At 64.4% G+C, this 12,840-nt stretch carries 19 protein-coding genes; 18 read left to right on the plus strand and 1 reads right to left on the minus strand.

Annotation, left to right across the window (positions count from 1 at the left end; genetic code table 11):
- The 8 genes from GTP69_RS09525 to GTP69_RS09560 form a co-directional block, all read left to right on the plus strand.
- A partial coding sequence (locus tag GTP69_RS09525; protein ID WP_161054670.1) for a flagellar hook-length control protein FliK occupies positions 1-592 on the plus strand: 592 nt, incomplete at its 5' end.
- Between the two features lie 8 nt (positions 593-600).
- The gene (locus tag GTP69_RS09530) at positions 601-1,089 is read left to right on the plus strand and encodes a flagellar basal body-associated FliL family protein (RefSeq protein ID WP_161054671.1); all 489 of its coding nucleotides are present in this window, start codon (positions 601-603) and stop codon (positions 1,087-1,089) included.
- Between the two features lie 32 nt (positions 1,090-1,121).
- Complete coding sequence (locus GTP69_RS09535) at positions 1,122-1,859, plus strand: FliA/WhiG family RNA polymerase sigma factor (protein WP_161045282.1); 738 nt, start codon at positions 1,122-1,124, stop codon at positions 1,857-1,859.
- A gap of 58 nt (positions 1,860-1,917) precedes the next feature.
- Positions 1,918-2,832 carry a flagellar motor stator protein MotA gene (gene motA / locus GTP69_RS09540; protein ID WP_110849547.1) on the plus strand — a complete coding sequence of 305 codons (915 nt, stop codon included), beginning with the start codon at positions 1,918-1,920 and terminating at the stop codon, positions 2,830-2,832.
- Entirely contained in the window at positions 2,816-3,826 is a 1,011-nt protein-coding gene (locus tag GTP69_RS09545) for a flagellar motor protein MotB (RefSeq protein ID WP_161054672.1), read from the plus strand. Before motA ends, GTP69_RS09545 begins: the two co-directional genes overlap by 17 nt.
- A 39-nt stretch (positions 3,827-3,865) precedes the next feature.
- Positions 3,866-4,141 carry a flagellar biosynthesis anti-sigma factor FlgM gene (locus GTP69_RS09550; RefSeq protein WP_161054673.1) on the plus strand — a complete coding sequence of 92 codons (276 nt, stop codon included), beginning with the start codon at positions 3,866-3,868 and terminating at the stop codon, positions 4,139-4,141.
- Positions 4,138-4,572, plus strand: coding sequence for a flagellar export chaperone FlgN (gene flgN, locus GTP69_RS09555; protein WP_371867875.1), 435 nt, complete (start codon positions 4,138-4,140; stop codon positions 4,570-4,572). The genes GTP69_RS09550 and flgN overlap by 4 nt, the downstream gene beginning before the upstream one ends.
- 16 nt (positions 4,573-4,588) lie before the next feature.
- Positions 4,589-5,335 (plus strand): glucosaminidase domain-containing protein, encoded by a 747-nt coding sequence (locus tag GTP69_RS09560; protein WP_229260874.1) that lies wholly within the window; start codon positions 4,589-4,591, stop codon positions 5,333-5,335.
- Here the strand turns inward: GTP69_RS09560 and flgA are convergent.
- Positions 5,316-5,978: a flagellar basal body P-ring formation chaperone FlgA gene (gene flgA, locus GTP69_RS09565; RefSeq protein WP_371867876.1), complete on the minus strand. Its 663-nt coding sequence runs from the start codon at positions 5,976-5,978 to the stop codon at positions 5,316-5,318. The two genes, GTP69_RS09560 and flgA, sit on opposite strands and share 20 nt — an antisense overlap.
- 34 nt (positions 5,979-6,012) lie before the next feature.
- On the opposite strand from flgA, the gene GTP69_RS31065 reads away from it, so the two are divergent.
- The 10 genes from GTP69_RS31065 to GTP69_RS09610 are packed head-to-tail and all read left to right on the plus strand — an operon-like array spanning position 6,013 to position 12,787.
- On the plus strand, positions 6,013-6,204 hold the full coding sequence (locus GTP69_RS31065) for a hypothetical protein (RefSeq protein ID WP_202424382.1): 192 nt from the start codon (positions 6,013-6,015) through the stop codon (positions 6,202-6,204).
- Complete coding sequence (gene flgB, locus GTP69_RS09570; protein WP_161054675.1) at positions 6,194-6,556, plus strand: flagellar basal body rod protein FlgB; 363 nt, start codon at positions 6,194-6,196, stop codon at positions 6,554-6,556. Before GTP69_RS31065 ends, flgB begins: the two co-directional genes overlap by 11 nt.
- 24 nt (positions 6,557-6,580) lie before the next feature.
- Complete coding sequence (flgC, locus tag GTP69_RS09575; protein WP_161054676.1) at positions 6,581-7,003, plus strand: flagellar basal body rod protein FlgC; 423 nt, start codon at positions 6,581-6,583, stop codon at positions 7,001-7,003.
- 3 nt (positions 7,004-7,006) lie between these two features.
- Positions 7,007-7,675: a flagellar hook capping FlgD N-terminal domain-containing protein gene (locus GTP69_RS09580; protein WP_161054677.1), complete on the plus strand. Its 669-nt coding sequence runs from the start codon at positions 7,007-7,009 to the stop codon at positions 7,673-7,675.
- A 27-nt stretch (positions 7,676-7,702) separates the two neighbouring features.
- The gene (locus tag GTP69_RS09585) at positions 7,703-8,968 is read left to right on the plus strand and encodes a flagellar hook protein FlgE (RefSeq protein WP_161054678.1); all 1,266 of its coding nucleotides are present in this window, start codon (positions 7,703-7,705) and stop codon (positions 8,966-8,968) included.
- Between the two features lie 10 nt (positions 8,969-8,978).
- Complete coding sequence (locus tag GTP69_RS09590) at positions 8,979-9,710, plus strand: flagellar basal body rod protein FlgF (protein ID WP_161054679.1); 732 nt, start codon at positions 8,979-8,981, stop codon at positions 9,708-9,710.
- Positions 9,711-9,733: 23 nt separating this feature from the next.
- Entirely contained in the window at positions 9,734-10,525 is a 792-nt protein-coding gene (flgG, locus tag GTP69_RS09595; protein WP_202424361.1) for a flagellar basal-body rod protein FlgG, read from the plus strand.
- The gene (gene flgH, locus GTP69_RS09600) at positions 10,525-11,196 is read left to right on the plus strand and encodes a flagellar basal body L-ring protein FlgH (RefSeq protein ID WP_161054680.1); all 672 of its coding nucleotides are present in this window, start codon (positions 10,525-10,527) and stop codon (positions 11,194-11,196) included. Before flgG ends, flgH begins: the two co-directional genes overlap by 1 nt.
- A 25-nt stretch (positions 11,197-11,221) precedes the next feature.
- Entirely contained in the window at positions 11,222-12,334 is a 1,113-nt protein-coding gene (locus tag GTP69_RS09605; protein ID WP_161054681.1) for a flagellar basal body P-ring protein FlgI, read from the plus strand.
- A gap of 9 nt (positions 12,335-12,343) precedes the next feature.
- Entirely contained in the window at positions 12,344-12,787 is a 444-nt protein-coding gene (locus tag GTP69_RS09610) for a hypothetical protein (RefSeq protein WP_161054682.1), read from the plus strand.
- The last annotated feature ends 53 nt before the right edge of the window (positions 12,788-12,840 follow it).

Genomic DNA, 12,840 nt, shown 5'->3' on the forward strand with positions numbered 1-12,840 from the left:
CGCCGACAGCAACCTCAGCTATGCCGCCACGGCCGCCAACACCGCCGCCGCCAGCACGGCCGGCGCCGACGATGGCAACCGCAGCCTGACCGGCGCCACCACCTCGGTCAACAGTCTGAACATCAGCCAGGGCGCGGCCCCGGCCAGCACCCCGGCCAGCAGTACCGTGACCCTGGCCGGTTCGCCGGAACAGTGGCAGCAGCCGCTGCGCGACGCGCTGGGCGACCGCCTGCAATTGCAGCTGCAACGCAATAACGACCACGCCGTGATCCGCCTGGAACCGCCGAACATGGGCAGCATCGAAATCTCGATCCGCCACAGCGCGGGCGCGCTGCAGGTCAACCTGAGCGCCAGCAACAGCGAAGTGGTGCGCCAGCTCAACACCATCGGCGACAGCGTGCGCCAGGACCTGTCGACCAAGCAGTTCACCGATGTCGCCGTCACCGTGTCGTCGTCGCGCGCGCAGTCGCAGAGCGATCAGGGCGGCCAGGGCGGGCGCAACGGCCAGCAGCGCGATGAGTCCGGCCGCACGCCGGGCCGCGCCCTGTCTGACGATGACAGCACCGCCACCTTTGCCATGACCGGGGAGTAATCTGCACAATGAAGAACATGAAAGTCATCATCGCTATCGTCCTGGCTGTGGTTGTGGGCGGCGCAGTGGCCGGTGGCGCGGTCTGGTATATGTCTAAAGGCGGTGAGGAAGCAGCGGCGGCGGACGGCAAGGATGCCAAGAAGAAGCCGGCCAAGAAGGAAGAGAAGAAACCCGGCGAACCGCCCAAGTATCTGACCGTCGACAAGGTGGTGGTGATGCTCAAGCACCAGCCGGAGGAAACCGTCACGCACTACCTGTCGGCCGACCTGGTGGTCTCGACCAGCGCCAAACGCGAGAAAGAAGCCAAGGAAACCCTGCCGATGCTGCGCAGCGTTGCCGTGAAAACCCTGTCCAACCTGCCGATGGCAACCGCGCGCGTGATGACCATCGACCAGTTTGCCGCAGAATTGAACAAGGCCTTCGACCACGAGTTCGAGGAAGAAGGCCGCGAGAAGCCCTTTGACGAAGTCATGATTGGCAAACTCATCGTCGAGTAAGCCATAGCAGCATGAACACCAGTGGAGCGGGCATGGGATACGTGGAAGAATTTGCAGATACTTATGCCGAAAGTTATGGCGAGCACGGCGCCGCGCCGCTGACGCACAGCGTGGCCGACGAGCAAAAGCATCTGATGGCGTATGCGCCGCTGGTCAAGCGCATCGTGCGCCAGCTCAACTCGCAGATCGCCGGCGCCATCGACCGCGACGACATGGAGCAGATCGGCCTGATGGGTCTGCTGGAAGCATTGCGCCGCTACGGCGAGCCGGACGGCGCCTTCGGCAGCTATGCCAGCCTGCGCATCCGCGGCGCCATCCTCGATGAGCTGCGCCGCCAGGACTGGCGGCCGCGCGCGGTGCGCCAGCAAAGCCACAAGCTGCGCGACGCCGTGCGCGCCCTCACCCGCAAGCTGGGCCATGAACCCAGCGAGCAGGAAATCATGAGCGGACTGAACCTGACGGCGGACGCCTACCAGGCTTACCTGCTGGATGAAAACGCCGAACTGATCGCCAGCTTCGACGACATCCTGCACGAAAGCCTGAGCAACGACAGCGCGCCCAGCCCGGAAGACCAGCTGGTGGTACGACGCAGCCTGGAGCAGGCGCTGCGCGGCCTCGACGAGCGCGAGCAGCGGGTGGTGCAAATGTATTACGAGTTCGAATTGAGCTACAAGGAAATCGCCGCCGTGCTGGACCTGACCGACGCCCGCGTCTGTCAGCTGAACAAGGCGGCGCTGAACAAAATGAAAGCAGTTCTGCAAAGCGCCTGATACCCATCGGGCGCGGCGCAGCAGGGATTAGAAAAATGACGCGGAAAGGCGAATCATCATGCAGCAAATAGTCGGCATTATCATCGTTTTAGGCAGCGTCTTCGGCGGCTTCTTCATGATGGGCGGAGCATTCCATCAGATCTGGCAACCGATCGAGCTGATCGTGATTGCCGGCTCGGGCATTGGCGCGCTAGTGATCGGTAACCCGACCCACGTGCTGAAGGAGCTGATGACGCAGATCAAGAAGATCATGAAGAAGAAGTATGACTCGGAATTCCAGCGCCAGTTGCTGCTGCTGATGTACGAGCTGCTGCAACTGGCCGCCGGCGGCCTGAAAGCGCTGGACGCCCACGTCGAAGCGCCGAAGGACAGCCCGCTGTTCCAGCGCTATCCGCGCATCCTGGAAGAACCGAAACTGCTGGCCTTCATCGTCGACAACTTCCGTCTGATGGCCATGGGCAAAATCAATGCGCACGAACTAGAAGGCGTGCTGGACCAGGAACTGGAAGCCATCCACACCGAGCAGGAACAGCCGGCCAAGTCGCTCAACAAGATCGGCGAGGCGATGCCGGGCTTCGGCATTCTGGCGGCGGTGCTGGGCATCGTGATCACCATGAACACGGTGAGCGAAGGCGCGACCTCGGGCGAGATCGCCGAGCACGTCGGCGCCGCCATGGTCGGTACCTTCATCGGTATTTTCCTGTGCTACGGCCTGATCGATCCACTGTGCAATATGCTGAAACAGCTGGTCAACTCGGAAGCGGCCAACAAGGAAACCGTCAAGGTGGTGCTGGTCACCCACGTGGCCGGCAAACCGCCGCTGCTGGCGATCGACGCCGGCCGCCGCCTGGTGCAGCTGAACATCAAGCCAAGCTTCGCCCAGCTGGAACGCTGGATCAACGATCTGGAAGGCCGCGACAGCGGTTCGTCCGACAACTCTGGTCGCGGAGGACGTGGTGCTAAAGCCGCATGATAAAGCGCATGACCAGACCATCATCAAGCGTGGTGGCGGCAAGCACAAGCACGACGACCACGGCGGCGCCTGGAAAGTAGCGTTCGCCGACTTTTGTCTCGCGCTGATGTGCTTGTTCCTGGTGCTGTGGCTGATGGCGGCGCGCAATACCGAGTCGCTGCAGCAGATCCTGACCGAAGCCGACGGGGCCAAGACCGACCAGGGCAAGGGCGTGATGCCCGAGCAGGTGGGCGGCCCGCGCGGCAGCCTGATCGACCGCTTCCCGATGCCGCACTTCGGCAGCACCGAAACCGAAGGCACCAAGAAAGCCCAGGCCGAGCAGACCGACACCCCGGCCGAGCCGTCGTCCAAGGTGCGCTATGACAGCCCGGACGACCTGGCCGCGCTGTCCAAGGCGCTGACCAAGATGAGCGCCGACTACGGCCTGACCTCGAACCTGGAAGCCGTGATCACGCCCTACGGCCTGCGCGTGATGATGCACGACACCGACCGCCAGGGCATGTTCGTGCGCGGCAGCGCGGTGCCGACCGACAAGTTCCGCGCGCTGCTGCGCAAGATGGGCCCGCTGTTCAAGCAGATGGAAAACCAGATGCTGATCGTCGGCCACACCGATTCGCTGCAATACGCCGACACCAGCTATGCCGCCTTCTCCAACTGGACCTTGTCGGCCAACCGCGCCATGTCGGCCCGCGCCCAGCTGTTGGCCGGCTCGATGAATCCGGAATCGGTGCTGCAGGTGGTCGGCATGGCCGACCGCGCGCCGCTCGACACCAAGCGTGTCGACGCCGGCGTCAACCGCCGCATCGAATTGCTGATCCTGACCACCGCCCAGGCCAAGACCATTGCCGCGATGTTCGGCATGCCGGAAAACAGCAGCGCCCTGATCCACGATGTCGACACCGCAGTGCCGGACGCTACCGTGTTGCAGAAGCTGCGCAACCAGCTCACCGGCCAGGGCGACAGTCCGTTGCGTGATCCGCGACGCAACAAATAAGACAGACGTATGGAAACCAAGCCAACAAGAGGCACCCGCATGAGAATCTCTACATCGACTCCGGACGGCCTGGCCGTCCAGCGCGTCGCCGACAGCGCCCCGGCCGACGCCGCCGAGGCACTGGCGCCCGCCCCGCCCGCCGCACCGTTGCAATCGTCGGTCATGCAGCCGGCACTGCAGGCGATGCGCGCCATGCCGGAAATGGACCAGGAAAAAATCGACATGCTGCGCGATGCGCTGGCCAAGGGCGAACTGCCGTTCGACCCGGCCAAGCTGGCCGGGCTGATCCAGCGCTTCCACGGGAGCGAACAGTGACCGTCAGCGCAATGAGCCGCCAGGACGCCATGCGCGCCCTGCTGGCCGGCATCGCCGACGACCTGCAAGCCTATGCGCAACTGCAGGAACTGTTGCACGATCAATTCCGCGCCGCGCTGCGCCACAAGGCCAGCGAACTGCAGGCCGTCGCCGAAGCTATCGGCACGCTAGTTGACGCCATGCAGCAACGCCGCAGCGATCGCGTGGCGCTGGTACAACGTTTAGTTGGTGAAACTGGCAATATGGCTCAGGCTTTTGCCTTGCTGAAAAATGCGGCACGGGAGAAAATGGAAGCTGACTGGGCATCGCTGGAAACTGCGGTGCTCGAGTGCAAGCGCCTCAGCAAACGCAACGGCGATTTGCTGGCCGAGCAATACACCATCATGCAGCGCGTGCTGCATGGCGAGGAGCAGATTTATGCGCCAGCCTAGTGGGATAACCACGGGGATGCAAGCCACCGCCCCCACTGCCGCCACCGTATCCAATATGAGCGCCAGCCGCCCGACCGCGGCCACTGGCGGTTTGGCGTCTGCCGGCAGCTTCAGCAGCGCCTTTCAGCAGGTCCAGACGGACGTCGCCACCTACATCGCCAAGGGCGACGGCGGCTTTCCCAGCGACGTCGCGCCGTCCCAGGCCATGAGCCTGCAAGCCATGGCGCTGCGCAACCGCGCCAGCGGCGCCATCGATGAAGAGAACGGCGTCGACAGCGACAGCCAGCAGCAATTCCTGGCCGCCATCCAGCCATGGGCCAAGGAAACCGCCGACAAGCTGGGCGTGGCGCCGGAACTGGTGGCCGCCCACGCGGCGCTGGAATCGGGCTGGGGCAAGCAGCCGCTGAAGAACGGCGCCGCCAACGCCAACAACCTGTTCGGCGTCAAGGCCGGCGGCAGCTGGCAGGGCGAGGTCGCCGTCGCCAGCACCACCGAATTCGAACATGGCGCACTGCTGAAGAAGACCGAGCGCTTCCGCAGCTATCCGGACACCCGTAGCGCCTTCCGCGACTACGCCGATCTGCTGACCAGCAATCCGCGCTACGCGGCCGCCCTCAACACCGGCAGCGATGCGCGCGCCTTTGCCAGCGGACTGGCCAAGGCCGGCTATGCCACCGATCCCAACTATGCAGACAAACTGAGCAAGGTCGCCACGCAATTGCAGCGCGGCGGCAAACTCAGTCCTACTCCGACGGAGAACTAGCCGTGACCGGCATCGACATGGGTTCCACCGTGGCGGCGCCGGTTACCCGGGCGCGGATCACCGTGCCATTGGCATTGCGCACCCGCACCGTGTCGCCGCGCGCGCCGGCGTCCATCGCCTCGCCCGCCATGCTGACCTCGATTTCCTCGCGGCGCGCGACGATCCGCACCGGGTCGCCGCGCTTGACCACCGTCGGCGCCATCAGCAGCGTCTTGCGCACCACTTCGCCAGCGCGCAGGGCCCGCTTGCCGCTCATGCCGACCACCTCTTGCGGATCGCTGATGGCGTCGGTCAGGGCCCCAATTTCGTGGCGCTCCAGCAACACATCTTCGTCTGCCAGAACTTTACCAATCGCCAAGTCATTTGCCATGACAGCAATGCGCGCGCTGATCTGCGCGCGCACGATGAACTCGTACCGCCAGCCGCCGGCGCCGCCGCAGACGGCGATGAAACGCATGCGCGCCGGCTGCCGGGTATCGGCGCCCTGCACCGTGACGCCTTGCGAACAGGCCGCCAGCGGCCGCGCGCCGGGCACCACCGTGACGCTGAATTGCGGTTCGACCAAACCGCTTGCTGCGGTCCAGCGCGCGACATGGTCGTGCGCGGCTTTTTCCACCAGTGTCGGCACCTGTTCGGCAGGCACCGCAGAGAAGGCGACCGTCGGCAAAGAAAATGAAATGCAAACCAGCAATAAATGGGCCGAAACAGTTACAATAGGTTTGTTGAACATGAGCAATACCTCTACTATGATGCCGGAAGCGGTCGCCCTCTGGGGGCCAGGCCGCCATTCTACATGGCAAGTAGCGCTTGATACTCATGCCGATGCGTTTTACTGCAACGTCACCACAGGGGAAGAAGATGGGCATTAACTTCAAAGATGCGGCTGGCGTCCACGCCGATGCACTGGCCTTGCGCGCCGACCGCACCCGCATCCTGGCGGCCAATATCGCCAATGAGAATACGCCGGGCTTCCAGGCCCGCGACATGGACTTCGGCGCCACCCTGGCCAATGTCCAGGCCGAAGGCAATGGCGACATCGGCGACGGCGGCGACAGCGCCAACCTGTACCGCGTGCCGTTCCACCCTACGCGCGACGGCAACACCGTCGAGATCGGCGTCGAACAAGCCGCCTTCTCGCAGAACGCCACCGATTTCCAGACCAGCCTGACCTTCGCGAATATGCGGTTCAAGGGTCTGGCCAAGGCCATCAGCGGTCAATAAGCCCGGCCGTCACAGGAGTAGCAGATGTCGTTCAAGAATATTTCCGAGATTGCCGGTTCGGCCATGGCGGCCCAGACTGTGCGCCTCAATACCATCGCCAGTAACCTGGCCAATGCCGATTCCGTGGCTGGCACCGAAGCCGACACCTACCGCGCCCGCAAGCCGGTGTTTGGCACCGTCATGGGCGACAGCCAGGACGGCATGGCCAGCGCCGGCGGCAAAGTCCAGGTGCTGGACGTGGTGCAATCGTCCGAGCCGCTGCGCCAAGTCTACGAACCGGGCAACCCGATGGCCAACGGCGACGGCATGGTGTTCTACCCCAACGTCAACCAGGTGGCCGAGATGACCGACATGATGTCGGCCTCGCGCGCCTTTGAAACCAATGTTGAAGTTCTCGGCCGCATCCGCACGATGCAGCAATCCCTCCTTAAACTCGGTGAAGGCTAAGTCATGACCGTCAGTCTCCTCAATAACAACAGCAGCACCGGCACCACTACGGGTACCAGCATCACCGGTAATACCGCCAGTGAAACGTCGGATATGTTCACCAAGCTGCTGGTGGCGCAGATCCAGAATCAGGACCCGCTGTCGCCGACCGATCCGGCGCAGTTCGTCCAGCAGCTGACCCAGCTGTCGCAGACCGAATCGCTGCAGAACATGGCCAGCATCACCTCCGCCAGCGCCAGCGCGCTGTCGAGCCTGCAAGTCATGGCGCTGGGCGGCCAGGTCGGTTCCGATGTCATGATCACCACCGGTTCAGTCAAGCTGGACGGCAGCACCAAGGTCACCGGCCAGGCCACGCTGACTTCGGCCAGCAGCAACACCACGCTGGTGCTGACCGGCGCCGACGGCGTGCGGCACGAAGTGGCGCTGGGCACGCAAGCGCCGGGCATCGTCGACTTCAGCATCAATCCGACCAACCTCGGCCTGCCGGCCGGCAGCTATTCGGTCGCGCTGGAAACCAGCAGCAAGGAAACTCCGGCCATCAATATCCAGGGCCGCCTGAACAATGTGCGCCTGCTGTCCAACGGCAGCGTGCAGCTGAACGTCTCGAACGTCGGCGATACCGGTTCCGACACGCTGTCCGCCTTCAACGGCAAAGCCGCCACCACCATTTAATCTGCCCATTCTTCAGGAAGGTCCACCATGAGTTTCGATATCGCACTGTCCGGCATCCAGGCCATCAACGAATCGCTGGACGTTACCAGCCACAACATCGCCAATGCCGGCACCTACGGCTACAAGTCGAACCGCGCCAACTTCGCCACGCTGGTGGCAGGTAGCCAGCTGAACGGCGTGCAGGTCGGTTCGACCACGCAGAGCATCGGCCTGTCGGGCGGCATCCTGAACACCGGCAACAACCTGGACGCGTCGATCAGCGGCCGCGGCTTCTTTGTCACCCGCACCGCCAACAACAGCATGCAGTACACCCGCGTCGGCATCTTCGACACCTCGCTGGACGGCTACCTGGTGGATTCGTCCGGCCGCCGCGTGCAAGGCATGGCGATCACGCCGCCAAGCACCGAACTGGGCGCCGAAGGCGACCTGGCCATCCCGAACAAATCGATCCCGGCCCAGATCACCACCAAGGCCACCTATGTCGGCAACCTGTCGGCCGACTGGACCATCAAGACCGGCGTCGACCCAAGCACCGTGACCCCGACCACGCCGCCTGACCCGTCCACCTACAACACCAGCAAGTCGACCGACCTGTACGACAGTCTCGGCACCAAGCACGTGCTGACCCAGTACTTCAGCCTGACCGGCACCGGCGCCGTCACCGTCAACTATGCAGTGGACGGCAACGGCATCGCCGCCACCACCGCGCTGGCGTTCGACACCACCACCGGCCAGCTGACCCCGGCCGACGCCGCCACCGGCAAGACCGTGTCCACGCTGGACATGAGCGATGTGCCGGGCACCGACCCGACCCTGTGGCCGAAGTTCACCAGCGGCGCCAACATGAACGCCACCATCGACATCGACTACACCGGCACCACCTACTTCGCCGGCGAAACCTCGACCGCCTCCAACGCCCCGGTGGACGGCTACAGCGCCGGCGCCTTCTCCGGCGTCTCGCTGGGCACCGACGGTTCGGTGATTGCCAAGTACACCAACGGCCAGAGCCAGACCGTCGGCCGCGTGGTGCTGGCCACCTTCGCCAATGAACAGGGCCTGACCCAGGTCAGCGACACCAGCTGGGAAGCCTCGACCGCCTCCGGCGTCGCCAATACCGACGTCGCCGGTGTCGGCGTCAACGGCACCCTGAACGTCGCCACGCTGGAACAGTCGAACGTCGACATCACCTCGGAACTGGTCGGCCTGATGACCTCGCAGCGTAACTACCAGGCCAACTCCAAAGTGATCCAGACCGAGAGCACCATGCTGCAATCGCTGATGCAGGCGATCTAAGGACTAATCGATGGATGCGCTGATTTACACCGCCATGAGCGGGGCCGAACGGGCCCTGCGCGGGCAACAGGTACACGCCAACAACCTGGCCAACGTCGACACCGGTGGTTTCCGCGCCAACATGGAGCTGACCACCGCGCAAACCGTCAACGGCTACGGCTACGACGACCGCCACATGGCGCAGTTGCAGGCCAACAGTGTGTCGACCAAGCCGGGCACCATGAGGAGCACCGGCCGCGACCTCGACGTGGCGGTGGCCGGCACCGGCTTTCTGACGGTGCAGACCGCCGACGGCGGCGAAGCCTATACCCGCGCCGGCAACATGGTGCTCGATGAAAACGGCACGCTGCGCATTAACGGCAACGTGGTGCTGGGTGAAGGCGGTCCGATCACGCTGCCCCAGTACAGCCGCATCGACATCGGCAACGACGGTACCATTTCGATCCAGGCGCCCGGCACCACCATCATGCAAACCATCGACAAGCTGCGTCTGGTCAATGCCGAAGGTTCGGAACTGACCAAGAACGAAGCCGGCCTGCTGGTGGCGCGCGATGGCGCCCCGCTGGCCACCGACCCGGCGGTCCTGGTGCGGCCCGGCCACCTCGAAGGCAGCAATGTATCGGCGGTGGAGGAAATGGTCGCCACCATGAGCCTGAACCGCTCGTTTGAAATCCAGATGAAGTTGTTTACGTCGACCGACTCGATGACCCAAGCCGGCAACCGCCTGATTAGCGGCAGCTAACCCCACACCTCCAGGGAGTAACCATGAATCCAGCAATGTGGATCAGCAAAACCGGCGTGCAAGCGCAGGACATGAAGCTGCAAACCATCGCCAATAACCTGGCCAACGCCAACACGATCGGCTTCAAGCGTGACCGCGCGGTGTTCGAAGACCTGTTCTATTCGGTCGAAGCGCAGCCGGGCGCGCAGCGCGCCAACAACAACACGCTGGCGCCGTCCGGCGTGCAGCTGGGTAACGGCGTGCACCTGGTCGGCACCCAGAAGGTGTTCACCCAGGGCATCCTGCAAACCACCAGCCGCGACCTCGATATCTCGGTGATGGGCAACGGCTTCCTGTCGGTGCGCCAGCCGGACGGCGAGACCGCCTACACCCGCGCCGGCCAGTTGCAGGTCGACGCCAACGGCATCCTGGTCAACGCCAGCGGCCTGCCGCTGATTCCGCAAATCACCGTGCCGGCCAACGCCACCGCGCTGAGCATCGGCGAAGATGGCACCGTGTCGGCCAAGATCGCCGACAACGTCACGCCGCAGGTGCTGGGCCAGCTGACGCTGACCTCGTTCATCAACCCGACCGGCCTGCTGGCCCTGGGCGAGAACCTGTTTGCTGAAACGCCGTCGTCGGGCACGCCGACCGATGGCCAGCCGGGCACCGCCCAGTGGGGCAAGATCAAGCAAGGCACGCTGGAAGGCTCCAACGTCCAGGTGGTCGAAGAAATGGTCGACATGATTGCAGCCCAGCGCACCTACGAGATGAACACCAAGGTGCTGTCGGCGGCCGACAATATGCTGCAGTACCTGTCGGCGGCGGCACGCTGATGCACACCGCACTGCGCTCCACGCTGCTGCTGGCGACACTGGCCCTGGCCGGCTGCGCCCAGTTGCAGCCGCCGGCGGTGCGGCCCGGTCCGTCCGACGAACCGCCACCGGCGGCCCGCAACAGCGGTCCGCGCGGCGTCTCGGGCGGCGTGTTCAGCACCGATGTCGGCCTGTCGCTGACCTCGGACAGCCGCGCTTTCCGCGTCGGCGACGTGGTCACCGTCAACCTGCTGGAAACCACGCAGGCCAGCAAGAAGGCCGGCACCAGCTATTCCAAGCAGTCGGCCGACAACATCAACGCCCCTAATTTGCTGGGCAAGACCTTCGGCAAGGCCGCGATCGGCCTGGGCGCCTCCAACACCTTTGCCGGCGACGCCACCAGCACCCAGCAGAACGCCCTGACCGGCGCCATCACCGTGATCGTGCAGGAAGTGCTGCCGAACGGCCTGCTGCGCATCTCCGGCGAAAAAACCCTGACCCTGAACAACGGCGAAGAATATGTGCGCCTGCGCGGCTACCTGCGCGCGGCCGATATCGACGCCGACAACCAGGTGTCGTCGCAACGCATCGCCAACGCCCGCATCGCCTACTCGGCGCAAGGCACGCTGGCCGAAACCCAGCAGCCGGGTTGGCTGACGCGCTTCTTCAACGGCCCATTGATGCCGTTCTGAGTTTTACTGAAAGACGGGTGACTCCATGAATTTCCGCAAGTTTATCGCCTTGTCCCTGGCTCTCAGCATGACGCTGGGCGCTACCCTGCCGGTGCAAGCCGCGCAGGCGCTGCGCAACCTGGTCGCCATCGAAGGCGTGCGCGACAATCCGCTGGTCGGCTACGGCCTGGTGGTCGGCCTGAACGGCAGCGGCGACTCGACCCAGGTCAAGTTCTCCAGCCAGTCCGTGATCAATATGCTCAAGCAGTTCGGCGTCAAGGTGCCGGACGGCACTGACGCCAAATCGAAAAACGTCGCCACCGTGATGGTGTCGGCGGTGTTCCCGCCCGGCTACCGCAAGGGCCAGTCGATCGACGTCGTGGTGTCCTCGATGGGCGACGCCAAGAGCCTGCGCGGCGGCGCCCTGCTGCTGACCCCGCTGCGCGCGGCCGACGGCGAAACCTATGCGCTGGCGCAAGGCAATGTGGTGGTGGGCGGTTTCAGCGCCCAGGGCAAGTCGGGTTCGTCGATCACCGTCAACACGCCGACTTCCGGCCGCATTCCCAGCGGCGCCAACATCGAACGGGAAATCCCGAGCGACTTCAACACCAAGCCGTCGGTGCGCCTGTCGCTGCGCCATCCGCACTTTGAAACCGCGATCAACATCGTCAACTCGATCAACAAGCGCTTCGGCGACATCGCCACCGCCAGCGACGCCACCAGCGTCGACGTGGTGGCGCCGGCCAATCCGACCCAGCGCGTGGCCTTCATGGCCAAGCTGGAATCGATGAATGTGGAAGTCGGCGAGGATGCGCCGAAAGTGGTGTTCAATTCCCGCACCGGCACCGTGGTGATCGCCGAAGGCCTGCGCGTGCGCGCCGCCGCCGTCACCCACGGTTCGCTGAAGGTGGTAATTTCCGAATCGACCAAGGTCAGCCAGCCGAACGCGCTGGCCGGCGGCAGCACGGTAGCGTCGCCGCAGTCGCAGGTCACGGCCGACCAGGGCCCGGCGCAGATGTTCAAATGGCCGGCCGGCGCCAAGCTGCAATCGATTATCGACGTGGTCAACAGCCTCGGCGCCACCCCCGACGACATCATGGCGATCCTGCAGGCGCTCGATCAGGCCGGCGCCATCGAAGGCGAACTGGTCGTCATTTAAGGATTCCGCATGAACTTTGACACTCCGCTCGACCGCAACCTGGCCAACGGCGTCGCCGGCCAGCTGAGCAGCACCGCCGTGGCGCCGCAGGCGGCCGCGCCGGGCGACACCGTCGATCCGGCCTACCGCGCCAAGGCCACCGAGGCTGCGGTCAAGTTTGAAAGTTTCTTTATCGGCCACATGCTGCACCAGATGCGCGACGGCACCCGCGCGCTGGCCGCCGACGACAGCCCGGGCAAGGACCGCATCAACCAGGACATGCTGGACATGGCCGACAACCTGGTGGCCGACCAGCTGGCCGGCAAGCGCGCCTTCGGCGTCGCCGACGCCATCCTGCGCCAGCTGCTGCCGGCCGCCCCCGCTGCCGCCCCCACTACAGTCGCGCTCAATAATTCCCCTGCGAAAGTTTCCGAATCGCAAAATTTGGCGAAATCGCTTAATCAGCAGCAATAAACGGTCGCCCCTTATTACTATCGGACCTGTGGGCGCCGGCGCTGTGCAGCGCG

The sequence above is a fragment of the Duganella levis genome (genome assembly GCF_009857605.1).
In the GTDB taxonomy this organism is placed as follows: Bacteria; Pseudomonadota; Gammaproteobacteria; order Burkholderiales; family Burkholderiaceae_D; genus Rugamonas; species Rugamonas levis.